This window comes from Streptococcus mitis (assembly GCF_905187495.1).
Taxonomy (GTDB): domain Bacteria; phylum Bacillota; class Bacilli; order Lactobacillales; family Streptococcaceae; genus Streptococcus; species Streptococcus mitis_CU.
In genome coordinates, this window is the sequence record NZ_CAJJIB010000151.1 from 1 (window position 1) to 26,185 (window position 26,185).

At 39.8% G+C, this 26,185-nt stretch carries 21 protein-coding genes; 17 read left to right on the plus strand and 4 right to left on the minus strand.

The genetic code is table 11. The features are described from left to right. Positions 1–61 precede the first annotated feature (61 nt). Both JQ843_RS06240 and JQ843_RS06245 read right to left on the minus strand, forming a co-directional pair. Complete coding sequence (locus JQ843_RS06240) at positions 62–409, minus strand: thioredoxin (RefSeq protein WP_000434637.1); 348 nt, start codon at positions 407–409, stop codon at positions 62–64. A gap of 111 nt (positions 410–520) precedes the next feature. After that, a complete protein-coding gene (locus JQ843_RS06245; protein WP_000121686.1) occupies positions 521–2,239 on the minus strand; it encodes a phospho-sugar mutase in 1,719 nt (572 codons plus the stop codon). A 153-nt stretch (positions 2,240–2,392) separates the two neighbouring features. Here JQ843_RS06245 and JQ843_RS06250 point away from each other — a divergent pair, with 153 nt between their 5' ends. The 9 genes from JQ843_RS06250 (at position 2,393) to JQ843_RS06290 (ending at position 16,472) form a co-directional block, all read left to right on the plus strand. Then, positions 2,393–4,294, plus strand: coding sequence for an ABC transporter ATP-binding protein (locus tag JQ843_RS06250; RefSeq protein ID WP_203213171.1), 1,902 nt, complete (start codon positions 2,393–2,395; stop codon positions 4,292–4,294). A 63-nt stretch (positions 4,295–4,357) separates the two neighbouring features. Further along, positions 4,358–6,316 (plus strand): NAD-dependent DNA ligase LigA, encoded by a 1,959-nt coding sequence (ligA, locus tag JQ843_RS06255; RefSeq protein ID WP_203213172.1) that lies wholly within the window; start codon positions 4,358–4,360, stop codon positions 6,314–6,316. Positions 6,317–6,432: 116 nt separating this feature from the next. Continuing rightward, the gene (gene pulA, locus JQ843_RS06260; protein WP_203213173.1) at positions 6,433–8,712 is read left to right on the plus strand and encodes a type I pullulanase; all 2,280 of its coding nucleotides are present in this window, start codon (positions 6,433–6,435) and stop codon (positions 8,710–8,712) included. Positions 8,713–9,025: 313 nt separating this feature from the next. Beyond that, the gene (gene glgB, locus JQ843_RS06265; protein ID WP_203213174.1) at positions 9,026–10,954 is read left to right on the plus strand and encodes a 1,4-alpha-glucan branching protein GlgB; all 1,929 of its coding nucleotides are present in this window, start codon (positions 9,026–9,028) and stop codon (positions 10,952–10,954) included. Continuing rightward, positions 10,944–12,086, plus strand: a complete 1,143-nt coding sequence (locus tag JQ843_RS06270) for a glucose-1-phosphate adenylyltransferase (RefSeq protein WP_020902830.1) — start codon at positions 10,944–10,946, stop codon at positions 12,084–12,086. Before glgB ends, JQ843_RS06270 begins: the two co-directional genes overlap by 11 nt. Next, positions 12,076–13,215, plus strand: coding sequence for a glucose-1-phosphate adenylyltransferase subunit GlgD (glgD, locus tag JQ843_RS06275; protein ID WP_033687031.1), 1,140 nt, complete (start codon positions 12,076–12,078; stop codon positions 13,213–13,215). The genes JQ843_RS06270 and glgD overlap by 11 nt, the downstream gene beginning before the upstream one ends. Continuing rightward, entirely contained in the window at positions 13,212–14,645 is a 1,434-nt protein-coding gene (gene glgA / locus JQ843_RS06280; protein ID WP_203213175.1) for a glycogen synthase GlgA, read from the plus strand. Before glgD ends, glgA begins: the two co-directional genes overlap by 4 nt. Before the next feature lie 58 nt (positions 14,646–14,703). Next, a complete protein-coding gene (gene serB, locus JQ843_RS06285; RefSeq protein WP_125443194.1) occupies positions 14,704–15,348 on the plus strand; it encodes a phosphoserine phosphatase SerB in 645 nt (214 codons plus the stop codon). 8 nt (positions 15,349–15,356) lie between these two features. Beyond that, positions 15,357–16,472, plus strand: a complete 1,116-nt coding sequence (locus JQ843_RS06290; protein WP_203213176.1) for a glycerate kinase — start codon at positions 15,357–15,359, stop codon at positions 16,470–16,472. Here the strand turns inward: JQ843_RS06290 and JQ843_RS06295 are convergent. After that, positions 16,469–16,915: a DUF1694 domain-containing protein gene (locus JQ843_RS06295; RefSeq protein ID WP_203213177.1), complete on the minus strand. Its 447-nt coding sequence runs from the start codon at positions 16,913–16,915 to the stop codon at positions 16,469–16,471. The two genes, JQ843_RS06290 and JQ843_RS06295, sit on opposite strands and share 4 nt — an antisense overlap. 163 nt (positions 16,916–17,078) lie before the next feature. Between JQ843_RS06295 and eno the strand changes: the two genes are divergently transcribed. The 6 genes from eno to JQ843_RS06325 all read left to right on the plus strand — a co-directional run bounded on the left by eno (position 17,079) and on the right by JQ843_RS06325 (position 23,786). Further along, positions 17,079–18,383: a surface-displayed alpha-enolase gene (gene eno, locus JQ843_RS06300; protein WP_000022821.1), complete on the plus strand. Its 1,305-nt coding sequence runs from the start codon at positions 17,079–17,081 to the stop codon at positions 18,381–18,383. Positions 18,384–18,641: 258 nt separating this feature from the next. Further along, positions 18,642–19,901, plus strand: a complete 1,260-nt coding sequence (locus JQ843_RS06305; RefSeq protein WP_049491775.1) for a UDP-N-acetylglucosamine 1-carboxyvinyltransferase — start codon at positions 18,642–18,644, stop codon at positions 19,899–19,901. Positions 19,902–19,916: 15 nt separating this feature from the next. Continuing rightward, entirely contained in the window at positions 19,917–20,468 is a 552-nt protein-coding gene (locus tag JQ843_RS06310; RefSeq protein ID WP_024056827.1) for a GNAT family N-acetyltransferase, read from the plus strand. After that, positions 20,461–21,738, plus strand: coding sequence for a CBS-HotDog domain-containing transcription factor SpxR (spxR, locus tag JQ843_RS06315; RefSeq protein WP_045606875.1), 1,278 nt, complete (start codon positions 20,461–20,463; stop codon positions 21,736–21,738). The genes JQ843_RS06310 and spxR overlap by 8 nt, the downstream gene beginning before the upstream one ends. A gap of 15 nt (positions 21,739–21,753) precedes the next feature. After that, positions 21,754–22,614, plus strand: a complete 861-nt coding sequence (locus JQ843_RS06320) for a methionyl aminopeptidase (RefSeq protein WP_000631543.1) — start codon at positions 21,754–21,756, stop codon at positions 22,612–22,614. A gap of 254 nt (positions 22,615–22,868) precedes the next feature. Beyond that, positions 22,869–23,786, plus strand: a complete 918-nt coding sequence (locus JQ843_RS06325) for a bifunctional riboflavin kinase/FAD synthetase (protein ID WP_203213178.1) — start codon at positions 22,869–22,871, stop codon at positions 23,784–23,786. Between the two features lie 87 nt (positions 23,787–23,873). On the opposite strand, the gene JQ843_RS06330 is transcribed toward JQ843_RS06325, so the two are convergent. After that, a complete protein-coding gene (locus JQ843_RS06330) occupies positions 23,874–24,722 on the minus strand; it encodes a YitT family protein (RefSeq protein WP_000592066.1) in 849 nt (282 codons plus the stop codon). A gap of 140 nt (positions 24,723–24,862) precedes the next feature. Here JQ843_RS06330 and JQ843_RS06335 point away from each other — a divergent pair, with 140 nt between their 5' ends. Next, positions 24,863–25,702, plus strand: coding sequence for a DegV family protein (locus tag JQ843_RS06335; protein ID WP_000161409.1), 840 nt, complete (start codon positions 24,863–24,865; stop codon positions 25,700–25,702). Between the two features lie 107 nt (positions 25,703–25,809). Then, positions 25,810–26,085, plus strand: coding sequence for an HU family DNA-binding protein (locus JQ843_RS06340; protein ID WP_001284640.1), 276 nt, complete (start codon positions 25,810–25,812; stop codon positions 26,083–26,085). Positions 26,086–26,185 lie beyond the last annotated feature (100 nt).

Here is a 26,185-nt window from a genome sequence, read left to right on the forward strand (position 1 = left end):
TGCTTAAATTAATTGTCTAACTTTTTGGGGTCAGTACAATGTGCCTTCTTTTTTATATATTTTACAATCCTGCAAATTCTTTGATTTCTTGTGCTGACATTGAAGAGTCGCAACGGACATTGATTTGTCCATCTGCAATGTGAACGAAGCCTGGTACAGTTGGGATTCCGTAGCGTGAGCGGAATTCTTGCAACTCATTGAGTTGGCTTGGTTCTTCACTGTTGATGAAGTAGATGTGGGCTTTAGTTTCAGCTACGACACCTGCCAAGGTACCAGCAAATTTACGGCAGTAAGGGCAAGTTTTGCGACCGATAAAGAAGGTTGCAGTTTCTTTTTTATCAAGAGCTTCTTGCGCACGCGCAACTGTAGTGACTTCAAGGTCTTTGATGTTATCTAAAAATTGTTCCATGAGATTACCTCGCTTTCATTGATAAGTCTAGTATGCCATAAAGTTTCTAAAATTGCTTAGATTTGATACGAAAAAAAGATGAGATTGGTTTGTCTCATCTTTTATAGAATTTTATTTTACAAAAGCATTGATTTCTGCTTCGATATTAGCAATCTTGGCTTGTGATTCTTCGTTGGTTTCACCTACAACTGCAATGTAGAACTTGATTTTTGGTTCTGTACCTGAAGGGCGAACAGCAATCCATGAACCGTCAGCAAGTGTGTATTTCAACACATCACTTGGAGGAGTTGTCAAGTTTGTAACAGTGCCATCAGCAGCAGTAGCTGTTTGAGCCTTGAAGTCTTCTACGACAGTGATAGCTGTTGCATTCCATTCTTTTGGAGCATTGTTGCGGAATTTAGCCATAATCGCTTTGATTTGTTCAGCACCATCGACACCTGAAAGGGTAACAGAAATTGTCTTTTCTGCATAGTAGCCGTACTCTTTGTAAATTTCTTCGATACCGTCAGCTAGTGTTAAACCACGTGAACGGTAGTAGGCAGCAAGTTCTGCAACGACAAGAACGGCTTGAATAGCGTCTTTATCACGTACGAAAGGTTTAATCAAGTAACCGAAGCTTTCTTCAAATCCCATCATGTATGTGTGGTTGTGTTTTTCTTCGAATTCTTGGATTTTTTCAGCGATAAATTTGAAACCTGTCAAAACATTGAACATAGTAGCGCCGTAGCTTTCAGCAATCTTCGTCACCAAGTCAGTTGAAACAATAGATTTGCAGAGGGCTGCATTTTCAGGAAGAGTTCCAGCGTTTTTGTGGGCTTCCAAGATGTATTTAGCCATGATAGCACCGATTTGGTTACCTGAAAGGTTGAGGTAGCTACCATCTTTTTGAAGAACTTCAACACCAACACGGTCAGCATCAGGGTCAGTTGCCACAAGAACATCTGCACCAACTTGACGACCAAGTTCTTCAGCAAGGGCAAAGGCTGCTTGGCTTTCTGGGTTTGGAGATTTTACAGTTGAGAAATCAGGATCGGCAGTTGCTTGCGCTTCAACGACTTGAACAGAGTCAAATCCTGCTTGGGCAAGAGCGCGACGAGCCAACATTTCACCAGTACCATGAAGTGGTGTGTAGACAATCTTCATGTCTTTACCAAATTCTTCAATCAAGGCTGGGTTGATGTTTACGTCCTTAACCTCTTTAAGGTATTCTACGTCAACAGCTTCGCCGATAACTTCAATTAAGCCAGAAGCTTTTTCAGCTTCCACATCAGCAACTTCAACTGCAAATGGATTTTCGATTGCACGAATGTATGTTGTCAAAGCGTCTGCATCGTGTGGAGGCATTTGTCCACCGTCTTCACCGTAAACCTTGTAACCGTTAAATGGTGCTGGGTTGTGGCTAGCTGTGACCATGATACCTGCGAAACAGTTGAGGTGACGAACTGCAAATGAGAGTTCTGGAGTTGGACGAAGACTTTCAAATACATAAGATTTGATGCCGTGTTTAGCAAGAACTGCAGCAGATTCAAAGGCAAACTCTGGTGAGAAGTGACGGCTATCGTAGGCGATTGCGACACCACGTTCTTTTTCGTTTCCACCTTTTGACTCAATCAAACGAGCCAAACCTTCAGTAGCTTGGCGAACAACGTAGATGTTGATGCGGTTTGTACCAGCACCAATCAAGCCACGCATACCTGCAGTACCAAATTCAAGATTTGTATAGAAGGCATCTTCCTTCGTTTTTTCATCCATATTTTCTAAATCTTGACGAAGGTAGTCAGGAAGCTCCGCAAAATCAACCCATTTCTGGTAATTTTCTTGGTAAGACATTGAAATTCTCCTTTTTGTAAATTGTTTTAACCGTTCACATTATAGCACTTTTTAGCGTTTTAGTAAAACGGTAGCATAATTTTCAGAAAAGTGGTGACATATGCCGGTTTATCAAGTCTTGAATGCCTTAGGGAAACATGCTATACTGTTTGTATGATTATTTTACAAGCTAATAAAATTGAACGTTCTTTTGCAGGAGAGGTTCTTTTTGATAATATCAACCTACAAGTTGATGAACGTGATCGGATAGCCCTTGTTGGGAAAAATGGTGCAGGTAAGTCTACTCTTTTGAAGATTTTGGTTGGAGAAGAGGAGCCAACTAGTGGTGAAATCAATAAGAAAAAAGATATTTCTCTGTCTTACCTAGCTCAAGATAGCCGTTTTGAGTCTGAAAATACCATCTACGATGAGATGCTTCATGTCTTTGATGACTTGCGTCGGACTGAGAAACAACTGCGTCAGATGGAGTTAGAGATGGGTGAAAAGTCTGGTGAGGATTTGAATAAACTGATGTCAGATTATGATCGTTTATCTGAAAATTTTCGCCAAGCAGGTGGCTTTACTTATGAAGCTGATATTCGAGCGATTTTGAATGGATTCAAGTTTGACGAGTCAATGTGGCAGATGAGAATTGCTGAGCTTTCTGGTGGTCAAAATACCCGTCTGGCGCTGGCCAAAATGCTTCTTGAAAAGCCAAATCTCTTGGTATTGGACGAGCCAACCAACCACTTGGATATTGAAACTATCGCTTGGCTAGAGAATTACTTGGTAAACTATAGCGGCGCCCTTATTATTGTCAGCCACGACCGTTATTTCTTAGATAAGGTTGCGACAATTACGCTAGATTTGACCAAGCATTCCTTGGATCGCTATGTGGGAAATTACTCTCGTTTTGTTGAATTAAAGGAGCAGAAGCTAGCTACTGAAGCAAAAAACTATGAAAAGCAACAGAAGGAAATCGCAGCTCTGGAAGACTTTGTCAATCGCAATCTAGTTCGAGCTTCAACGACCAAACGTGCCCAATCTCGTCGTAAACAACTGGAAAAAATGGACCGCTTAGACAAGCCTGAAGCTGGTAAGAAACCAGCCAATATGACCTTCCAGTCTGAAAAAACGTCTGGTAATGTTGTATTGACTGTTGAAAATGCGGCTATTGGCTATGATGGGGAAGTCCTGTCACAACCGATTAACCTAGACCTTCGTAAGATGAATGCTGTTGCCATCGTTGGTCCAAATGGTATTGGCAAGTCAACCTTTATCAAGTCTATTGTGGACCAGATTCCTTTTATCAAGGGTGAGAAGCGCTTTGGCGCTAATGTTGAGGTTGGTTACTATGACCAAACCCAAAGCAAGCTGACACCAAGTAATACTGTACTGGATGAACTCTGGAATGATTTTAAACTGACACCAGAAGTTGAAATCCGTAATCGTCTAGGGGCCTTCCTTTTCTCAGGAGATGATGTTAAAAAATCAGTTGGCATGCTGTCAGGTGGCGAGAAAGCTCGTTTGCTTTTGGCTAAATTGTCTATGGAAAACAATAACTTCTTGATTCTGGATGAGCCAACCAACCACTTGGATATTGATAGCAAGGAAGTGCTAGAAAATGCCTTGATTGACTTTGATGGAACTCTTCTATTCGTCAGCCACGACCGTTACTTTATCAATCGTGTGGCAACTCATGTACTGGAATTGTCAGAGAATGGCTCGACTCTTTACCTGGGAGATTACGACTACTATGTTGAGAAGAAATCAGAAGTAGAAATGATTCAGGCTGAGGAAGCTTCAACTAGCAATCAAGCAAAAGAATCAAGTTCAGTTAATGACTATCAAGCTCAGAAAGAAAGTCAAAAAGAAGTTCGCAAACTCATGCGACAAATCGAAAGTCTAGAAGCTGAAATTGAAGAATTAGAAAGTCAAAGTCAAGCCATTTCTGAACAAATGTTGGAAACCAACGATGCAGGTAAACTCATGGAATTACAGGCTGAACTGGACAAAATTAGCCACCGTCAGGAAGAAGCCATGCTTGAGTGGGAAGAATTATCAGAGCAGGTGTAAGATTTCTAAGTTTTCCGCCCTTCTCGTTTGTGAGGAGGGCTTAGTTTATGGTAAAATGGTTTTATGAATAAAAGAATGAATGAGTTAGTCGCCTTACTCAATCGCTATGCGACTGAGTATTATACCAGCGACAATCCGTCGGTTTCAGATAGTGAGTATGACCGCCTTTACCGTGAGTTGGTCGAGTTGGAGGCTGCCTATCCAGATCAAGTATTAGCAGACAGTCCGACCCATCGTGTTGGTGGCAAGGTTTTAGATGGTTTTGAAAAATACAGTCATCAGTATCCTCTTTATAGTTTGCAGGATGCTTTTTCACGTGAGGAGCTTGAAGCTTTTGATGCGCGTGTTCGTAAGGAAGTGGCTCATCCGACCTATATTTGTGAGCTGAAAATCGATGGCTTATCTATCTCGCTGACTTATGAAAAGGGGATTTTCGTTGTTGGGGCAACGCGTGGAGATGGTTCTGTTGGGGAGAACATCACTGAAAATCTCAAGCGTGTCAAGGACATTCCTTTGACCTTGCCAGAAGAACTAGATATCACAGTTCGTGGGGAATGTTATATGCCACGCGCTTCTTTTGACCAGGTCAACCAAGCTCGTCAAGAAAATGGAGAGCCTGAATTTGCCAATCCTCGTAATGCGGCGGCAGGAACCTTGCGTCAGTTGGATACAGCAGTAGTTGCCAAGCGCAATCTTGCAACGTTTCTCTATCAAGAAGCCAGCCCTTCAACTCGTGACAGCCAAGAAAAGGTTTTGAAGCACCTAGAACAACTTGGTTTTGTGGTTAATCCTAAGCGAATCTTAGCTGAAAGCATGGATGAGATATGGAATTTCATCCAAGAAGTAGGACAAGAACGGGACAATCTGCCTTACGATATTGATGGAGTGGTAATCAAGGTCAACGACCTAGCAGGTCAAGAAGAACTCGGTTTTACCGTCAAGGCTCCAAAGTGGGCAGTAGCCTATAAGTTCCCAGCTGAAGAAAAAGAAGCTGAACTACTCTCAGTTGATTGGACAGTTGGCCGTACTGGTGTTGTAACCCCAACTGCAAATCTAACACCAGTTCAGCTAGCTGGTACGACTGTTAGTCGTGCGACCCTACACAATGTAGATTATATTGCTGAAAAAGATATCCGCAAAGACGATACAGTTATCGTCTATAAGGCTGGAGACATCATCCCTGCCGTTTTACGTGTGGTAGAGTCCAAACGGGTTTCTGAAGAAAAACTAGATATCCCAACAAACTGTCCAAGTTGTGATTCGGACTTGTTGCACTTTGAAGATGAAGTGGCCCTTCGTTGTATCAATCCGCGTTGCCCTGCCCAAATCATGGAAGGTTTGATCCACTTTGCATCGCGAGATGCCATGAATATTACAGGCCTTGGTCCATCAGTAGTTGAGAAGCTATTTGCTGCCAATCTGGTCAAGGATGTGGCGGATATTTACCGCTTGAAAGAAGAAGATTTCCTCCTTTTAGAGGGGGTTAAGGAAAAGTCTGCTTCTAAACTGTATCAAGCCATTCAAGCATCTAAGGAAAACTCTGCTGAAAAACTCTTGTTTGGTTTGGGAATTCGTCATGTCGGAAGCAAGGCCAGTCAGCTGTTACTCCAACATTTTCACTCGATTGAAAATCTGGCTCAGGCAGATCCAGAGGAAGTGGCTAGTATTGAAAGTCTGGGTGGTGTGATTGCCAAGAGTCTCCAGACTTATTTTGCGACAGAAGGCTCTGAAATTCTACTTAAAGAATTAAAAGAAGCTGGGGTCAATCTGGACTATAAAGGTCAGACTGTAGTGGCAGATGCGGCCTTGTCAGGTTTAACAGTTGTATTGACTGGAAAATTGGAACGTCTCAAGCGCTCAGAAGCTAAAAGTAAACTCGAAAGTCTGGGTGCAAAAGTAACAGGCAGTGTTTCTAAAAAGACCGACCTCGTCGTTGCAGGAGCAGATGCTGGAAGTAAACTTCAAAAAGCACAAGAACTTGGTATTGAAGTTCGGGATGAAGCTTGGCTAGAAAGTCTGTAATGATTGTTTAAAATCAGAGTTTAGATAATATAACTATGTTTGTTAGTCGTGACAAAATCGGTCAAGAATTTATTAATGAAATAGAAAGAAAATAAGAATTAAAAGGAAAAATAAAAATGTATAACTACCCTATGCGCATTCATTACCACCGCAAGAATGGAGAATATGACACTTGCTCCTTTGTAAAAAGTCAGGATCAGCGAATTGATTTGCTAACCTACAAAGAAGATTATTTTGGAGCCTTATTTAGCTTTGAACACCCAAGTGTTCATCCCTTAGAAAGCTTGAATTTTGTGGTTCATACCGGCCAAACCAGTAAAGAGTATGCCATCCGTTTTAATCACTATCCCCTCTTAACAGAGGTCTGGATTTTGGAAGGGGATGATAGAATTTATTATTCTGAAAATCCTGCTATTGCCAGTCCTTTCTATAAAAATCAAAATCCTTTTGCCTTTGACAAGGCTATCAATAGTGCTAGTTTCGACCACCATTGGGGCTACCAAGGGGAATTGGGGTGCCGTGTAGAGGATAATCAAGCTAATTTTGCTCTCTGGGCTCCAACAGCGACAGAAGTGCAGGTTGTTGTTTATGAATCAGCTACTAATGATGCACCTGTTTGGAAAACATTTGATATGGAAAGAGGCAATAGCTACTCTTATAACCATAAGGACAATACTATTGGTGTCTGGAGTTTGGATGTTGAGGAAGATTTGACTGGTAAGGCTTATCAGTATCAAGTCCAATTCCCTCATCACCAAACAGTGACACGCGACCCATACACTATCGCGACCAGTCCTGATGGCAAACGATCAGCTATCCTGAACCATGAAGAAAAGCAAGTTGAAAGCTTCGAGGTTAAACACGGTGCTGATGCTACTTGGCGTTTGACAAATCCATGTAAGGCAGTTATTTGTGAAATGCACATTCGTGATTTGACCAAATCACCGACCTCAGGTGTAGATGAACATCTTCGAGGAACTTTCTTGGGTGCTGCCCAGACTGGAACGGTTAACCAGTACGGTCAGTCAACTGCTTTTGATTACATCAAGAAGCTGGGATATAATTATGTTCAGTTGCAACCAATTGCAGACCGTCACAAAGAATACGATGAGGATGGGAATGTAACATACAACTGGGGTTATGACCCACAAAACTATAACGCACCAGAAACGAGCCTTTCAACCAATCCTGAGGATCCTGCTCAGGTTATTCGTGATTTGAAGACCATGGTTCAAGCCTATCACGATGCGGGTATTGGTGTCATTATGGATGTGGTCTATAACCATACCTTCTCAGTTGTTGATGCACCTTTCCAAACAACTGTCCCTGATTACTATTATCGTATGAATCCAGACGGTACCTTCCAGAATGGAACGGGTGTTGGAAATGAAACAGCCAGTGAACACGAAATGTTCCGCAAGTATATGATTGATTCCCTCTTATACTGGGTGCAGGAATACAATATTGACGGCTTCCGTTTTGATTTGATGGGGATTCATGATGTTAAGACCATGCAGATGATTCGTCAGAGCTTGGATGAAATTGACCCTAACATTATCCTTTATGGAGAAGGTTGGGATATGGGAACAGGTCTTGCACCTTATGATAAGGCTAAGAAGGACAATGCCTACCAGATGCCAAATATTGGTTTCTTTAATGACAATCAGCGTGATGCTGTCAAAGGTGGAGAAGTTTATGGTGCTATCAAGTCAGGTTTTGTTAGTGGTGCTGCTACAGAGCCAATTCTTGCCAAAGCAATTCTAGGCAGTCGTGAATTAGGAACCTATACACATCCAAATCAGGTGCTTAACTATGTAGAGGCCCATGATAATTACAATCTTCACGATTTGTTGGCAACCCTTCATCCAGACCAAAGTTCAGAACAAATCATGCGCAAGGTTGAGACAGCCACAGCTATGAATCTACTCATGCAGGGGATGGCCTTTATGGAAATCGGTCAAGAATTTGGTCGTACTAAACTAGTTGCCACTGGTGAAAATGGCGAGTTAACCCATGACGATAGAGAGCGTGCTATGAATAGTTATAATGCACCTGACAGTGTGAATCAAGTCAACTGGGACTTAATTAATGAGCGTCAAGACAGTATTGAGTTTATTCGTCAAATTATCAGATTGAAGACAGAAACCGGTGCATTTTCTTACCCTACTTATGATGAAATTTACCATCATGTTTTTGTTCATTCAGCAAATGAACATAGCGGTTGGATTGTCTATGAAATTCAAGGGGAAGAACATTTACTGGTTGTATTTAATGCTAAAGGGCAAGACTTCCAGTTTGAAAATGCTGGAAATCTAGAACTATTGGTGACCAATAGCCATTTAAGTGATAAAGACATGGTTGGTGGCGTCAGTGCCAGCGTCTTTAAAGTTTTGTAGAATAGAGTTACAATTTAAATTCATTTATGGTGCTTTATCTGTTAATAAAATCAGGAGATTCGTTTCCTGATTTATTTTTTTACTTAAAATTATATTTTTGTTAGCTAAATAACGAACTTTATGATAGTATTATAAAAAAACAATTCGTTTTCAAAGCGTTTCTGAAAATCTCTTGATTTACAAGTGAACACATCAGTGAATTTGTTGAAGACTTTCAAAAGATTTTTTCGCAAATTCCGTAATTTACTTGAATCTTCCCTAAAAAGGTAGTATAATAAATCTATAGAAAACGCTTACAGAAATAGGAGGGTGTATGGATAAGAATAATGCTTTAAAAACCTTTATGACAGGTGAAAATTTTCACCTCCAGCACTATCTGGGAGCTCATAGGGAAGAAAAAGATGGAGAGTATGGCTATACTTTTCGTGTGTGGGCGCCTAATGCTCAGGCTGTTCACTTGGTAGGGGATTTCACCAATTGGGTTGAAAATCAAATCCCGATGGAACGGAATGAATTTGGAGTTTGGGAAGTCTTTACCAGTCTTGCTCAAGAAGGCCAAATTTATAAGTACCATATCACACGATCAAACGGTCATCAACTTATGAAGATTGACCCTTTGGCTGTAAGGTATGAGGCACGACCTGGGACTGGTGCTATTTTAACAGATATTCCAGAAAAGAAATGGAAGGATGGTCTCTGGCTAGCCCGTAGAAAACGCTTGAGCTTTGAAGAGCGTCCTGTCAATATTTATGAGGCTCATGCTGGCTCTTGGAAGAAAAATCCGGATGGCAGTCCCTATAGTTTTGCTCAATTGAAAGATGAACTCATTCCTTACTTGGTTGAGATGAATTATACTCACATTGAATTTATGCCCCTGATGTCTCACCCACTAGGTTTGAGTTGGGGCTATCAGCTTATGGGTTACTTTGCTTTAGAGCATGCCTATGGTCGTCCTGAAGAGTTTCAAGATTTTGTTGAGGAATGTCACTTAAACAATATAGGTGTTATTGTAGACTGGGTACCTGGTCACTTTACTATCAATGATGATGCCTTGGCCTATTATGATGGAACACCGACTTTTGAATACCAAGACCATAATAAGGCTCATAACTACGGTTGGGGAGCACTCAATTTTGACCTTGGAAAGAATGAAGTCCAGTCTTTCTTGATTTCTAGTATTAAGTTTTGGATTGATTTTTATCATTTAGATGGTATTCGCGTGGATGCGGTTAGCAACATGCTCTATCTTGACTACGATGATGCTCCATGGACACCTAATAAAGATGGTGGCAATCTCAACTATGAAGGTTATTATTTCCTTCAACGCTTGAATGATGTGATTAAACTAGTTCATCCAGACGTTATGATGATAGCTGAGGAAAGTTCATCAGCTACTCAGATTACTGACACTAAGGATTCAGATGGTCTAGGATTTGACTATAAATGGAATATGGGTTGGATGAATGACATCCTCCGATTCTACGAAGAAGATCCGATTTATCGTAAATATGACTTTAACCTGGTGACTTTCAGCTTTATGTATGTCTTTAAAGAAAACTACCTCTTACCATTTTCACATGATGAGGTTGTCCATGGTAAGAAGAGTATGATGCATAAGATGTGGGGTGATCGTTACAACCAATTTGCTGGCTTGAGAAATCTATATACCTACCAGATTTGTCACCCGGGTAAGAAGTTACTTTTTATGGGAAGTGAATATGGGCAATTTCTAGAATGGAAATCTGAAGAACAGTTGGAATGGTCTAACCTAGAAGATCCAATGAATGCTAAGATGAAGTATTTCACTTCTCAGCTAAACCAGTTTTATAAAGACCATCGCTGTCTGTGGGAAATTGATAATAGTTATGATGGCATTGAAATCATCGATGCGGATAATAGAGACCAGAGTGTTCTTTCCTTCATCCGTAAGGGTAAGAAGGATGATATGTTAGTCTGTATCTTTAATATGGCACCTGTTGAACGAAAAGATTTTACAATCGGACTTCCTGTTGCAGGGATTTACGAAGAAGTCTGGAATACTGAGTTAGAAGAGTGGGGAGGCGTTTGGAAAGAACATAATCAAACTGTGCAAACGCAAGAAGGTCTATGGAAAGATTATGAGCAGACCTTGACCTTTACCCTACCGGCTATGGGAGCAAGTGTTTGGAAAATTAAACGTCGCTTGAAACCTGCTAAAACCGTCACAAGTAAAAACCAAAAAGGAGTAGAAAATGAAGAATGAAATGTTAGCTTTGATTCTTGCTGGTGGGCAAGGAACTCGTCTCGGTAAACTCACTCAAAGCATTGCAAAACCAGCTGTGCAATTTGGTGGGCGCTACCGTATCATTGACTTTGCTCTTTCAAACTGTGCCAACTCAGGCATCAACAATGTTGGAGTCATTACACAGTACCAACCACTTGCTCTCAACAATCATATCGGGAATGGTTCAAGCTGGGGACTAGATGGTATCAATTCTGGTGTCTCTATTCTTCAACCTTATTCTGCAAGTGAAGGAAATCGTTGGTTCGAAGGGACTAGTCACGCTATTTACCAAAATATCGATTATATCGACAGTGTCAATCCTGAGTATGTTTTGATTCTATCTGGGGACCATATCTATAAAATGGACTATGATGATATGCTCCAGTCTCACAAGGATAATAATGCCAGTTTGACAGTAGCAGTTCTTGATGTTCCTCTTAAGGAAGCTAGCCGTTTTGGTATCATGAATACAGATGCAAACAATCGTATTGTTGAATTTGAAGAAAAACCAGCTCAACCTAAATCTACCAAAGCTTCTATGGGAATTTACATTTTTGATTGGCAACGTCTGCGCAATATGCTCGTTGCTGCTGAAAAGAGCAATGTCGATATGTCAGACTTTGGTAAAAATGTCATTCCAAATTACCTTGAGTCAGGTGAAAGTGTTTATGCTTATGAATTTAATGGTTACTGGAAAGACGTTGGTACGATTGAGTCTCTTTGGGAAGCTAACATGGAATATATTTCACCAGAAAATGCCTTGGATAGCCGTAACCGTCAATGGAAGATTTACTCAAGAAACTTAATTTCACCACCAAACTTCCTTGGGGCAAATGCTCACGTGGAAGATTCCTTGGTTGTTGATGGCTGTTTCGTAGATGGAACTGTTAAACATTCTATCCTCTCAACAGGTGCGCAAGTTCGCGAAGGGGCAGAAGTAGTAGATTCAGTTATCATGAGTGGTGCAATTGTTGGTCAGGGAGCTAAAATCAAACGTGCCATTATTGGTGAAGGTGCAGTTATTTCTGATGGTGTCGAAATTGATGGAACAGAAGAAGTACAAGTTGTAGGATATGATGAAGTAGTGGGGGTAGCAACAGATGAAGATTGATAAATATTCTGCCATTTTAGGAAACACAGTTGGTTTTCATGATATGTCAACACTGACAGACCACCGTCCAGTAGCTAGTTTGCCATTTGGTGGTAAATATCGTTTGATCGACTTCCCGCTCTCAAGTCTTGCTAATGCTGGTGTGCGTAGTATTTTCGGTATTTTCCAACAAGACAATATCAGTTCAGTCTTTGACCATATCCGTTCAGGGCGTGAGTGGGGATTGTCAACTCTTCTTAGCCACTACTATCTAGGTATTTACAATACCCGTGTGGAAAGTAGTACAGTTGGAAAAGAATACTACCAGCAGCTTCTTACTTATTTGAAACGTTCTGGATCAAACCAAACAGTTTCACTTAACTGTGATGTTTTGATTAATATCGATTTGAACCAAGTATTCCACCTACATAACGCAACTAAAGGGCCAATCACTGTAGTTTATAAAAAATTGCCTAAAAAAGATATTTCAGAAGTAAATGCAATCTTGGAAATGGATGAAACAGACCATGTCCGTTCTCATAAACTCTTTGATAGCAAATCAACAGATGAAGTTTACAATATGTCCACAGATATCTTTGTCGTAGATACACCTTGGTTGATTGAACGTTTAGAAGAAGAAGCTAAAAAAGATCATCCAGAGAAATTGCGCTATGTTTTACGAGATTTGGCTGCAAAAGAAGGGGCTTTTGCCTACGAATACACAGGTTATCTGGCAAATATTCATTCTGTAGAGTCTTATTACCAAGCTAATAAAGATATGCTTGAATCTCAAAAATTCTACTCTCTCTTTACTCCAAACCAAAAGATTTACACAAAGGTAAAAAACGAAGAGCCAACTTATTATGCCAATACATCTAAGGTAAGCACTTCTCAGTTTGCCTCTGGTAGTATCATTGAAGGTCAAGTGGCTAATTCTGTTTTATCACGTAATATTCATGTCCATAAGGATAGCTTGGTTAAAGATAGCATCTTATTCCCTCGTGTTGTTATTGGAGAAGGTGCTCAGGTAGAATATGCTATCTTGGACAAGGGCGTTGAAGTTGCGGATGGAGTTGTGATCCGTGGAACTGCAGAACATCCAGTCGTCATTAAGAAAGGTAGCAAAGTAACAGAGGATATTCATTCATGAAAATTTTATTTGTAGCAGCTGAGGGTGCGCCCTTTTCAAAAACAGGTGGTTTGGGAGACGTCATTGGCGCTCTTCCTAAATCACTGGTAAAAGCGGGACATGAAGTTGCAGTGATTTTACCCTACTATGACATGGTAGAGGCTAAATTTGGAAATCAGATTGAAGATGTTCTTCATTTTGAGGTGAGTGTTGGTTGGCGCAGACAGTATTGTGGAATTAAGAAAACCGTCTTAAACGGTGTAACCTTCTACTTTATTGACAACCAATACTATTTCTTCCGTGGTCATGTTTACGGTGATTTTGACGACGGAGAACGCTTTGCCTTTTTCCAACTGGCTGCCATTGAGGCTATGGAAAGGATTGACTTTATTCCTGATCTTCTCCATGTTCATGACTACCATACAGCTATGATTCCTTTCTTGTTGAAAGAAAAATACCGTTGGATTCAAGCCTATCAAGGAATAAAAACTGTTTTAACCATTCATAATTTGGAATTTCAAGGACAATTCTCAGAAGGAATGTTATGGGATTTGTTTGGAGTCGGCTTTGAACGTTACGCTGATGGCACACTTCGCTGGAACAACTGTCTGAACTGGATGAAGGCTGGTATTCTTTATGCGGATCGTGTGTCAACCGTTTCGCCTAGCTATTCTCATGAAATTATGACTAGTCAGTTTGGATGTAACTTGGATCAGATTCTTCGAATGGAGTCTGGTAAAGTTTATGGTATCGTGAATGGGATTGATGCTGACCTTTATAATCCTCAGACGGATGCCCTTTTAGACTATCATTTTAATCAGGAAGATTTGTCTGGTAAAGCCCAGAATAAGGCAAAATTGCAAGAAAGAGTTGGCTTACCTGTTAGGGCTGATGTTCCACTGGTGGGAATTGTCTCTCGTTTGACACGTCAAAAAGGTTTTGATGTGGTGGTGGAAAGTCTGCACCATATCTTGCAAGAAGATGTTCAGATTGTTCTTTTGGGAACCGGTGATCCAGCCTTTGAAGGAGCTTTCTCATGGTTTGCTCAGATTTACCCAGACAAGCTATCAGCAAATATCACTTTTGATGTCAAACTAGCTCAAGAAATCTACGCCGCTTGTGACCTCTTCCTCATGCCAAGTCGTTTTGAACCATGTGGCTTGTCTCAAATGATGGCTATGCGATATGGAACCTTACCATTGGTCCATGAAGTTGGTGGCTTACGAGATACCGTTAAAGCCTTCAATCCAATCGAAGGAAGCGGCACTGGCTTTAGCTTTGACAATCTATCTCCTTATTGGTTAAATTGGACTTTCCAAACAGCATTGGACTTGTATAGAAAACATCCTGATGTTTGGAGAAATCTACAAAAACAAGCTATGGAGTGTGATTTCTCATGGGATACAGCCTGCAGGTCATACCTTGATTTGTACCATAGTTTAGTTAATTAATAGATAAAATCGTATGATGACTTCATACGATTTTTGGGCTGTTTAGAGAGGAGAACTGATGTCTCAAGTAAAAGGTTTGTGTGTCATGGATGTTGATGGAACCTTAATTCTAGAAGAAGTGATTGATTTGTTGGGAAGAGAGGCAGGCTGTGAGGAGGAAATTTCGCTGATTACAAGTCGGGCAATGCGAGGAGAGTTAGACTTTGAAAGAAGTTTACGAGACAGAGTGTCCTTCTTGGAAGGTCTTCCTATTTCGGCCTTTGATAAAGTCTTCAACTCTATTCATCTAACGCCAAATGCCCAGGAATTCATTTCCATTCTCCAAAAGAACGGCATCCTAGTTGGTCTGGTGTCCGGTGGATTTACTCCAATAGTTGAGAGATTAGCAAAATCTCTTGGAATTGCCTGTTTCTCTGCCAACCAACTAGAAGTCAAAGGTGGCTTTCTAACAGGGAAATTAGTTGGACAAATTATTAGTCCCGAGGTTAAAAAAGAGACTCTGGAACAATGGAGAAAGGAACTAAAACTTTCTAAAGAAAGAACGATTGCAATCGGTGACGGGGCCAATGATCTATTTATGTTGAAGTCGGCAGGATTGGGAATCGCCTTTTGTGGCAAAGAAGTACTCAAAAAAGAAATACCGAATCATGTTGACAAGAGGGATTTTTTAGAAGTTCTTCCTTTGATTGACTGTTTAGAATGAGGGAAAATATGAAGATTGTAATTGCACCAGATTCATTTAAGGAAAGCTTGTCCGCTCAACAAGTAGCTGAAGCAATAAAAAGAGGCTTCCAACAATCGATAGCAGATGTAGAATGTCTCCTCTGCCCTGTTGGTGATGGGGGAGAAGGTACTGTAGATGCTATCCGACATTCTCTTGACCTAGAAGAAAAATGGATCCAAGTGACAGGACCTTTTGGACAAAAAGAAGCCATGCGCTATTTTCAAAAAAGTCAACTGGCATTATTTGAAGTTGCCGACTTGGTTGGCCTTGGAAAAATTCCGCTAGAGAAACGAAATCCACTTCAAATACAAACTCGTGGTATTGGAGAGTTGATTCGTCATCTCATTGCTCAAGGGATTAAAGAAATCTATATCGGCGTTGGTGGTACGGCCAGTAATGATGGCGGTATTGGTATTGCTGCTGGATTGGGGTATCAATTCTATGATAAGGATGGAAATGTCTTGCCGGCTTGCGGTCAATCCTTACTAAAATTAGCTTCTGTTTCAACAGAAAATCGCTATGAAATTTCTGAAGATGTTCAAATTCGTATTTTAGCAGATGTCGTGAGTCCCTTATGTGGTCCTCAAGGTGCGACCTATATTTTTGGCAAACAAAAAGGCCTAGATCCTACTATGTTTGATGCCGTAGATCAGGCAATCCAAGATTTTTATGAAAAAGTCTCACCTGCAACATTGGAAATTAAAGGAGCAGGAGCTGGTGGAGGCATTGCTGGCGGTTTGTGTGCCTTTGCTCAGGCAAATATCGTGTCGGGAATTGATACCTGCTTGAACCTAATCAACTTTGATAAGAAAGTTTCAAATGCTGACTTGGTTATTGTTGGAGAAGGAAGACTAGATTGTCAAAGCTTTGCTGGGAAAGCGCCTATAGGCGTAGCAAAAAGAACCCCTGTCGGAGTTCCTGTTATTGCTATTTGCGGTAGTCTCGCTGAAGATTTACCTTCCCTACCATTTGAAAATATCCAAGCTGCCTTTTCTATTTTGGAGAAAAGTGAACCTCTAGAAGAGAGTTTGAAAAATGCCAGTCTCTATTTGGAGCACACGGCTGCTAATGTAGGGCATTTATTAAATATGCGCAAGATTTAGCCAAACCATTTCTTCCAGATGGATGTTTTGGCTGGTTCTTCCTTTTTAACTTCCCAAAGTTTTGCAAAAGCAAGTCGAAGGTTCTTTTCTTCTACTTGAACTGGTGCATTGGTGTGGATAATAAGGCCAAAAGGAGAAGAAGTATGCTTTTCAGATACAATGGTAGCTTGACTATCAGTTTCTTTTGCTTCTTTTAAGTAGAAAACTTGTTTGTCAAATTCGATAGTTGGTGAAATCTTCACAAATAGTGGTTCTGCTTTTTGCTGAAGGTTTTCTAAAATAGATAAAAAGCCTTTTTCTAACTGAGGGCTATTTGCTGTGTCAATATCTGCATATCCAAGAACTCTTTCCTCAAAAGTGCCAAGATAGCGTCTTTGCTCATCTGGATTTAATTTTGAGCCACCATGAGCTTTTTCAAGTAATTGTTTTGATAAATCTGTCATGAAAACAGTATATCATAAAAGTTAGAATAAAACAGATAAAAGAAAGCGATTACTTTATAAAGTTAAGGAAAATTTGCACAAAGATAACGTTTTTTCTTGAAAAAGGAGGGGTTTTAAGGTATTATAGAGGTGTAAAAAATTTAACTCATAAGGAGAGTAAAAAATGTCAATTATTACTGATGTTTACGCTCGCGAAGTCCTAGACTCACGCGGTAACCCAACACTTGAAGTAGAAGTTTATACTGAATCAGGTGCTTTCGGACGTGGTATGGTTCCATCAGGAGCTTCTACTGGTGAACACGAAGCAGTTGAACTTCGCGACGGTGACAAATCTCGTTACGGTGGTCTTGGTACACAAAAAGCTGTTGACAACGTAAACAACATCATTGCTGAAGCTATCATCGGCTACGATGTACGTGACCAACAAGCTATCGACCGTGCTATGATCGCTCTTGACGGTACTCCTAACAAAGGTAAATTGGGTGCTAACGCAATCCTTGGTGTGTCTATCGCTGTAGCTCGTGCTGCTGCTGACTACCTTGAAATCCCACTTTACAGCTACCTTGGTGGATTCAACACTAAAGTTCTTCCAACTCCAATGATGAACATCATCAACGGTGGTTCTCACTCTGACGCTCCAATTGCTTTCCAAGAGTTCATGATCGTACCTGCTGGTGCGCCATCATTCAAAGAAGCTCTTCGTTGGGGTGCTGAAATCTTCCACGCTCTTAAGAAAATCCTTAAATCTCGTGGTCTTGAAACAGCCGTAGGTGACGAAGGTGGATTCGCTCCTCGTTTTGAAGGAACTGAAGATGGAGTTGAAACTATCCTTGCTGCTATCGAAGCTGCTGGATATGTTCCAGGTAAAGACGTATTTATCGGATTTGACTGTGCTTCATCAGAATTCTACGATAAAGAACGTAAAGTTTACGACTACACTAAATTTGAAGGTGAAGGAGCAGCTGTACGTACTGCTGCAGAACAAATCGACTACCTTGAAGAATTGGTAAACAAATACCCAATCATCACTATCGAAGATGGTATGGATGAAAACGACTGGGACGGTTGGAAAGCTCTTACTGAACGTCTTGGTGGCAAAGTTCAATTGGTTGGTGACGACTTCTTCGTAACAAATACTTCTTACCTTGAAAAAGGTATTGCAGAAGGTGCTGCTAACTCAATCCTTATCAAAGTTAACCAAATCGGTACTCTTACTGAAACATTCGACGCTATCGAAATGGCGAAAGAAGCTGGTTACACTGCCGTTGTATCACACCGTTCAGGTGAAACTGAAGATTCAACAATCGCTGACATCGCAGTTGCAACTAACGCAGGACAAATCAAGACTGGTTCACTTTCACGTACAGACCGTATCGCTAAATATAACCAATTGCTTCGCATCGAAGACCAACTTGGTGAAGTAGCAGAATACCGTGGATTGAAATCATTCTACAACCTTAAAAAATAAAATAGTCCAGTGAACTATTTTATCCCGAACCTTGAAATTCAAAAGTTCGGCCGTTGATTTAACAACGTTTCTAGCCCCTCGGATTTTATCCGAAGGGCTATTTTTGTATTTAGGGGGCAAAACATTTCAAGACAGCTCATTTACTAATAAATACGATTCAGCTAATATAATTGAAAATGATGGAAAAAAGGGTGAATTTATGATATACTTTAACGTAGGACCTTTTTAGAAATTTTGAAAGAGTATAAAAAATTTAAAATGAGAAAAATTGTTATCAATGGTGGCTTGCCTCTGCAAGGTGAGATTACCATTAGTGGCGCAAAAAATAGTGTAGTAGCTTTGATTCCAGCTATTATTTTGGCAGATGATGTGGTGACTTTGGATTGTGTTCCAGATATTTCCGATGTTGCTAGTCTTGTCGAAATTATGGAGTTAATGGGGGCTACTGTTAAGCGTTATGACGATGTGTTAGAGATTGATCCAAGAGGTGTTCAAAATATTCCAATGCCTTATGGGAAAATCAATAGTCTTCGTGCATCTTATTATTTTTATGGAAGTCTTTTAGGTCGCTTTGGTGAAGCTACTGTTGGTTTACCTGGTGGATGTGATTTGGGACCTCGCCCTATTGATCTACATCTTAAGGCTTTTGAAGCTATGGGAGCTACTGTTAGCTACGAGGGTGATAACATGAAGTTATCTGCTAAAGATACAGGACTTCACGGCGCAAGTATTTACATGGATACGGTTAGTGTCGGTGCGACGATTAATACGATGATTGCTGCGGTTAAAGCAAATGGTCGTACTATTATTGAAAATGCAGCCCGAGAACCTGAGATTATTGATGTTGCCACTCTCTTAAATAATATGGGTGCTCATATCCGTGGTGCTGGAACCAATATTATCATTATTGATGGTGTTGACAGATTACACGGAACCCGTCATCAGGTGATTCCAGACCGTATTGAAGCAGGAACATATATTTCTTTAGCTGCTGCAGTCGGTAAGGGAATTCGTATTAATAATGTTCTTTATGAACACTTAGAAGGATTCATCGCTAAGTTGGAAGAAATGGGAGTGAGAATGACTGTATCGGAGGACAGTATTTTTGTCGAAGAACAGTCTAATTTGAAAGCAATCAATATTAAGACAGCTCCTTATCCTGGTTTTGCTACTGACTTGCAACAACCAATTACTCCTCTTCTATTAACAGCAGAGGGGCGTGGTACCATTATTGATACCATTTATGAAAAACGAGTAAACCATGTTTTTGAACTAGCAAAGATGGACGCAGATATTACGACTACAAACGACCATATTTTATATACTGGTGGCCGTAGTTTACGTGGTGCAAATGTAAAAGCTACTGACCTTAGAGCTGGGGCCGCACTTGTCATTGCTGGTTTAATGGCTGAAGGCAAAACTGAAATTACAAATATTGAGTTCATCTTACGTGGTTATTCAGATATTATTGAAAAATTACGTAATCTAGGAGCGGATATTACACTTGTTGAAGAATAAACCGTAGAGGTGTTTATGAATATTTGGACCAAATTAGCAATGTTTTCTTTTTTTGAAACGGATCGCTTGTATTTGCGTCCTTTCTTTTTTAGTGATAGTCAGGACTTCCATGAGATAGCCTCAGATCCTGAAAATTTACAATTTATTTTCCCAACTCAGGCAAGTCTGGAAGAAAGTCAATATGCACTGGCCAATTACTTTATGAAGTCCCCTTTGGGAGTGTGGGCAATTTGTGACCAGAAAAATCAACAGATGATTGGTTCTATTAAATTTGAGAAGTTAGATGAAATCAAAAAAGAAGCTGAGCTTGGCTATTTTTTGAGAAAAGATGCTTGGTCTCAAGGTTTTATGACAGAAGTTGTTAAAAAACTTTGTCAGCTTTCTTTTGAGGAATTTGGTTTAAAACAATTATCTATTATAACCCATCTCGAAAATGAAGCCAGTCAACGAGTTGCTCTTAAGGCTGGATTTCGTTTGTTCCGTCAGTTTAAGGGAAGTGATCGCTACACAAGAAAAATGCGGGATTATCTTGAATTTCGGTATGTAAAAGGAGAATTCAATGAGTAAACATCAGGAAATTCTAAGCTATTTGGAGGAATTACCAGTAGGTAAAAGGGTCAGTGTTCGTAGCATTTCAAACCATCTGGGAGTCAGTGATGGAACGGCCTATCGGGCCATTAAAGAAGCTGAAAATCGTGGAATTGTAGAGACTCGCCCAAGAAGTGGTACTATCCGAGTCAAATCTCAGAAAGTTGCTATAGAGAGATTAACATTTGCTGAAATTGCAGAAGTGACTTCTTCTGAGGTTTTGGCTGGGCAAGAAGGTTTAGAGAGAGAATTTAGTAAGTTTTCAATTGGTGCCATGACTGAGCAAAATATCTTATCTTACCTTCACGATGGTGGGCTCCTGATTGTCGGAGATCGTACTCGTATCCAATTACTAGCGCTGGAAAATGAAAATGCAGTTCTGGTTACAGGTGGATTTCAGGTTCATGATGATGTGCTTAAACTGGCCAATCAAAAAGGAATCCCAGTTCTGAGAAGTAAGAATGACACTTTTACCATTGCGACCATGATCAATAAAGCCCTGTCAAATGTACAAATCAAGACTGATATTCTGACAGTTGAGAAACTTTATCGCCCAAGTCATGAGTATGGTTTTCTGAGAGAAACCGACACAGTCAAAGATTATTTGGACTTAGTTCGTAAGAATCGTAGCAGCCGTTTCCCTGTTATTAATCAACATCAGGTTGTTGTTGGAGTTGTTACTATGAGAGATGCGGGTGATAAGTCACCAAGTACGACAATTGATAAGGTCATGTCTCGTAGTCTATTTTTGGTTGGATTATCGACAAATATTGCCAATGTGAGTCAACGGATGATTGCGGAAGACTTTGAAATGGTACCGGTTGTTCGGAATAATCAAACCTTGCTTGGAGTTGTAACACGACGAGATGTCATGGAGAAGATGAGTCGTTCCCAAGTTTCTGCTCTACCAACTTTTTCTGAGCAGATTGGTCAAAAACTTTCTTATCACCATGATGAAGTAGTGATTACAGTGGAACCCTTTATGCTAGAGAAGAATGGTGTTTTGGCTAATGGTGTATTGGCAGAAATTCTGACCCACATGACTCAAGATTTAGTTGTGAATAGTGGTCGAAATCTTATTATTGAGCAGATGCTAATCTACTTTTTGCAGGCTGTTCAGATAGATGATATATTGCGCATTCAAGCACGCATCATCCATCATACTAGACGATCAGCTATTATTGATTACGATATTTATCACGGTCATCAGATTGTTTCAAAAGCAAATGTGACTGTTAAAATTAATTAGAAACTAGGAGAAAAGATGATAACATTAAAATCAGCTCGTGAAATCGAAGCTATGGACAAGGCTGGTGATTTTTTAGCAAGTATCCATATTGGCTTGCGTGATTTGATTAAGCCTGGCGTAGATATGTGGGAAGTTGAAGAATACGTTCGCCGTCGTTGTAAAGAAGAAAATTTCCTTCCACTTCAGATTGGAGTTGACGGTGCCATGATGGACTATCCTTATGCTACCTGTTGCTCCCTTAACGATGAAGTAGCTCACGCTTTCCCTCGTCACTATATCTTGAAAGATGGTGATTTGCTCAAGGTTGACATGGTTTTGGGAGGCCCAATTGCTAAATCTGACCTGAATGTCTCAAAATTAAACTTCAACAATGTTGAGCAAATGAAGAAATATACTCAGAGCTATTCTGGTGGTCTAGCAGACTCATGTTGGGCTTATGCCGTTGGTACACCGTCCGAAGAAGTGAAAAACTTGATGGATGTAACTAAAGAAGCCATGTATAAGGGGATTGAGCAAGCTGTTGTTGGAAATCGTATCGGTGATATTGGTGCAGCCATTCAAGAATACGCTGAAAGTCGTGGTTACGGTGTAGTGCGTGATTTGGTTGGTCATGGTGTTGGCCCAACTATGCACGAAGAACCAATGGTTCCTAACTACGGTATTGCTGGTCGTGGGCTTCGTCTACGTGAAGGAATGGTCTTGACCATTGAACCAATGATCAACACAGGTGACTGGGAAATTGATACAGATATGAAGACTGGTTGGGCGCATAAGACTATTGACGGTGGCCTATCTTGTCAATATGAACACCAATTCGTGATTACGAAAGACGGACCTGTTATCTTGACTAGCCAAGGTGAAGAAGGAACTTATTAGTAAAAAGTGAAAAGACTACTAGAAGTTGATTTTATAAAGAATTTACTAGAACTTTTCATAATAAAGCGCATTATATCAAGTTTTAAGGGCTGATGTGATGCGTTTTTCTGATTTCAAGATTCTTACGTCAATCTCTTGTACGTTATGTTGATTTTAAAACCAAAATTCTTCTAAAATGCTACACTTCAGGTTAAAAAAACGACATTTCAGATTTTCTGTTCCAGAAATAGCTATCACTATGATATAATTATTTTATGATTATTACTATTCCTATAAAAAACCATAAAGATATTGGCACACCATCTGATTCAGTCGTTGTTCTCGGCTATTTTGATGGTATACACAAGGGGCATCAAGAACTATTTCGTGTTGCCAACAAGGTTGCGAGAAAGGATTTATTACCTATCGTAGTTATGACCTTTAATGAATCTCCAAAGATTGCTTTAGAGCCTTATCATCCTGACCTATTTTTGCATATTTTGAATCCTGCTGAGCGTGAAAGAAAATTAAAGCGTGAAGGTGTAGAAGAATTATATCTCCTTGATTTTAGTAGTCAATTTGCTAGTCTCACCGCAGAAGAATTTTTTGCGACTTATATTAAGGCTATGAATGCTAAAATTATTGTTGCAGGTTTTGATTATACATTTGGTTCTGACAAAAAAACGGCAGAAGATTTAAAGAATTACTTTGATGGAGAAGTTATCATTGTTCCACCTGTAGAAGATGAGAAAGGAAAGATTAGTTCAACTCGTATCCGTCAAGCTATTTTAGATGGAAACGTGAAAGAAGCAGGAGAACTTTTGGGGGCACCGCTTCCATCCAGAGGTATGGTGGTTCATGGTAACGCTCGTGGTCGTACGATTGGTTATCCAACAGCTAATTTGGTGCTTTTAGACCGTACTTATATGCCAGTAGATGGCGTTTATGTTGTTGATGTTGAGATTCAAAGACAAAAGTATCGTGCTATGGCTAGTGTTGGAAAAAATGTGACCTTTGATGGAGAAGAAGCACGTTTTGAAGTCAATATTTTTGATTTTAATCAAGATATTTATGGGGAAACCGTCATGGTTTATTGGCTTGATCGTATTCGAGATATGACCAAATTTGACTCAGTTGACCAATTAGTGGATCAGTTAAAGGCTGATGAAGAAGTAGCTCGAAATTGGTCTTAAGAGTTTGGGTAATTAAAAAAGAGGTTGTCTGTAACCCAAAAGATAGATGATGTAGTCTAACTTTTGAGGTCACTACAAGACCTCTTTTTATTCTTTTTCAAAGGTAAATCCTTCTCCAAGGATTTCGTGAGCTTCTGTAATAGTTATAAAGGCTTGAGGATCAATTCGATGAATCATTTCCTTCATTTTCACAATTTCATTTCTTCCGACAATACAGTAAATGATTTTTAAATCTTCTTGACTATAATAACCTTGACCTGAGATGAAAGTAACGCCTCTACCTAGGTCATCATTAATCGCCTTAGCAAGTTGGTCAGGACGTTTGGTAATAATCATAAATCCTTTACCTGCGTAGCCACCTTCGCCAATCAAATCAATGACACGCGAAACGATAAAATCAAATAAGAGCGTGTAGGAAACCAATCTCAAGTCCTTGAAGATTAGGAGAATGAGCATGAGAATACAAAAATCTAAGATAAAGAGCAGTTTTCCCATTGATATATGAGTGTACTTGTTGAGAATACGAGCTACAATATCAGTACCACCAGTTGTACCTCCAGCATTAAAGATAATTCCAAGACCAATTCCCAATAGAATCCCAGCTATAAGGGCAGTGATTAGTAAATCACCTTGAAGATCAATATGAAGGGGAATACGTTCAAAAAAGGCCAACCAGGCGGACAAGGCTAAGGTTCCTAGTAAACTAGAATAGAGGGACTTTGCTCCAAAAATCTTCCAAGCTAGGATGAAAAGGGGAATATTAATCAGCAGGTTCATGAGAGAAACAGGGATTTTAAAAAGATAAAAGGTGATGAGGGTAATACCTGTCGCCCCTCCCTCAAAGAGATGATGAGGAACTACAAAATAAGTTAGACCAAAAGCATAGATAGCAGCACCTAGTAAAATGGTTAAAATGGGATAAATTTTTTTAATCATAGGGACCTCTTTTCTTATAAGTAGATTATATCAAATTTTTAAGGAAAATTTGAATGACTCCATTAGGATTTTTAATCTTTTTTTGATATAATTAAAAGTAAGAAAACCAATCTGAATCCTAAAATAGAAAGATTGATACTATGACAAAAATTAAGATTGTAACCGATTCATCTGTTACTATTGAACCTGAACTAGTAAAACAATTAGATATCACTGTTGTTCCGTTATCTGTAATGATTGATAATGTTGTTTATTCTGATGCGGATTTGAAAGAAGAAGGTAAATTTCTTCAGTTGATGCAAGAAAGTAAGAATCTTCCAAAAACAAGTCAGCCACCTGTAGGTGTCTTTGCTGAAGTTTTTGAAGACCTATGCAAAGATGGTAGCCAGATTCTTGCTATTCATATGTCTCACGCCCTTTCTGGCACTGTAGAAGCGGCACGTCAAGGTGCTAGCTTATCTACTGCCGATGTAACAGTTATTGATAGTTCCTTCACTGACCAAGCCTTGAAATTCCAAGTTGTTGAGGCTGCAAAATTAGCGCAAGAAGGCAAAGAGTTGGAGGAAATCTTATCTCATGTAGAAGAGGTTAAAAACCACACAGAACTCTATATTGGCGTTTCGACTTTGGAAAACCTTGTTAAAGGTGGACGAATTGGGCGTGTAACTGGATTGTTGAGCTCACTTCTCAATATACGTGTTGTCATGCAGATGAAGGACCATGAATTGCAGCCAATAGTTAAAGGTCGTGGAGCTAAAACTTTTAAAAAATGGTTGGATGAACTGATAACATCGCTCTCTGAACGTTCTGTAGCAGAGATTGGAATTTCATATTCTGGTAGTGCTGATTGGGCAAAAGAGATGAAAGAAAGCTTACAAGCTTATGTTGAAAAGCCTATTTCAGTTTTGGAAACGGGCTCTATTATTCAAACTCACACGGGTGAGAATGCTTGGGCTGTTTTAGTACGTTACAACTCCTAAAAAAATAAATAAAATGGGAAGAAATAGCGTTTTTAACTTGACCTAAAAGGGATTTTAGGATATGATTATATTTGTTAATTAGAAATAAAATTGGAGGAATCATTAACATGGCAAACAAACAAGATTTGATCGCTAAAGTAGCAGAAGCTACAGAATTGACTAAGAAAGACTCAGCAGCAGCAGTTGAAGCTGTATTCGCAGCAGTAACTGAGTACCTTGCAGCTGGTGAAAAAGTTCAATTGATTGGTTTTGGTAACTTTGAAGTTCGTGAGCGTGCTGCACGTAAAGGTCGCAACCCACAAACTGGTAAAGAAATCAAAATTGCAGCTTCTAAAGTTCCAGCATTCAAAGCTGGTAAAGCTCTTAAAGACGCTGTTAAATAATCAACCTTCCAAAAGCCTATTGTATCAAGCTTTCTAGCTTGGGCAGTAGGCTTTTTTTGTGTATAGGAGGCAAAAAAGGGCCAGAATCTGAATGAACTAG

Bases quoted from the DNA above. Each gene is read 5' to 3' on its own strand.
- JQ843_RS06320 (WP_000631543.1), top strand. From the start codon at position 21,754: ATGATAACATTAAAATCAGCTCGTGAAATCGAAGCTATGGACAAGGCT.
- glgD (WP_033687031.1), top strand. From the start codon at position 12,076: ATGAAGATTGATAAATATTCTGCCATTTTAGGAAACACAGTTGGTTTT.
- serB (WP_125443194.1), top strand. From the start codon at position 14,704: ATGTCTCAAGTAAAAGGTTTGTGTGTCATGGATGTTGATGGAACCTTA.
- JQ843_RS06325 (WP_203213178.1), top strand. From the start codon at position 22,869: ATGATTATTACTATTCCTATAAAAAACCATAAAGATATTGGCACACCA.
- JQ843_RS06290 (WP_203213176.1), top strand. From the start codon at position 15,357: ATGAAGATTGTAATTGCACCAGATTCATTTAAGGAAAGCTTGTCCGCT.
- JQ843_RS06305 (WP_049491775.1), top strand. From the start codon at position 18,642: ATGAGAAAAATTGTTATCAATGGTGGCTTGCCTCTGCAAGGTGAGATT.
- JQ843_RS06330 (WP_000592066.1), bottom strand. From the start codon at position 24,722: ATGATTAAAAAAATTTATCCCATTTTAACCATTTTACTAGGTGCTGCT.
- JQ843_RS06340 (WP_001284640.1), top strand. From the start codon at position 25,810: ATGGCAAACAAACAAGATTTGATCGCTAAAGTAGCAGAAGCTACAGAA.
- glgA (WP_203213175.1), top strand. From the start codon at position 13,212: ATGAAAATTTTATTTGTAGCAGCTGAGGGTGCGCCCTTTTCAAAAACA.
- pulA (WP_203213173.1), top strand. From the start codon at position 6,433: ATGTATAACTACCCTATGCGCATTCATTACCACCGCAAGAATGGAGAA.
- JQ843_RS06335 (WP_000161409.1), top strand. From the start codon at position 24,863: ATGACAAAAATTAAGATTGTAACCGATTCATCTGTTACTATTGAACCT.
- glgB (WP_203213174.1), top strand. From the start codon at position 9,026: ATGGATAAGAATAATGCTTTAAAAACCTTTATGACAGGTGAAAATTTT.
- spxR (WP_045606875.1), top strand. From the start codon at position 20,461: ATGAGTAAACATCAGGAAATTCTAAGCTATTTGGAGGAATTACCAGTA.
- ligA (WP_203213172.1), top strand. From the start codon at position 4,358: ATGAATAAAAGAATGAATGAGTTAGTCGCCTTACTCAATCGCTATGCG.
- JQ843_RS06240 (WP_000434637.1), bottom strand. From the start codon at position 409: ATGGAACAATTTTTAGATAACATCAAAGACCTTGAAGTCACTACAGTT.
- JQ843_RS06250 (WP_203213171.1), top strand. From the start codon at position 2,393: ATGATTATTTTACAAGCTAATAAAATTGAACGTTCTTTTGCAGGAGAG.
- JQ843_RS06245 (WP_000121686.1), bottom strand. From the start codon at position 2,239: ATGTCTTACCAAGAAAATTACCAGAAATGGGTTGATTTTGCGGAGCTT.
- JQ843_RS06295 (WP_203213177.1), bottom strand. From the start codon at position 16,915: ATGACAGATTTATCAAAACAATTACTTGAAAAAGCTCATGGTGGCTCA.
- JQ843_RS06310 (WP_024056827.1), top strand. From the start codon at position 19,917: ATGAATATTTGGACCAAATTAGCAATGTTTTCTTTTTTTGAAACGGAT.
- eno (WP_000022821.1), top strand. From the start codon at position 17,079: ATGTCAATTATTACTGATGTTTACGCTCGCGAAGTCCTAGACTCACGC.
- JQ843_RS06270 (WP_020902830.1), top strand. From the start codon at position 10,944: ATGAAGAATGAAATGTTAGCTTTGATTCTTGCTGGTGGGCAAGGAACT.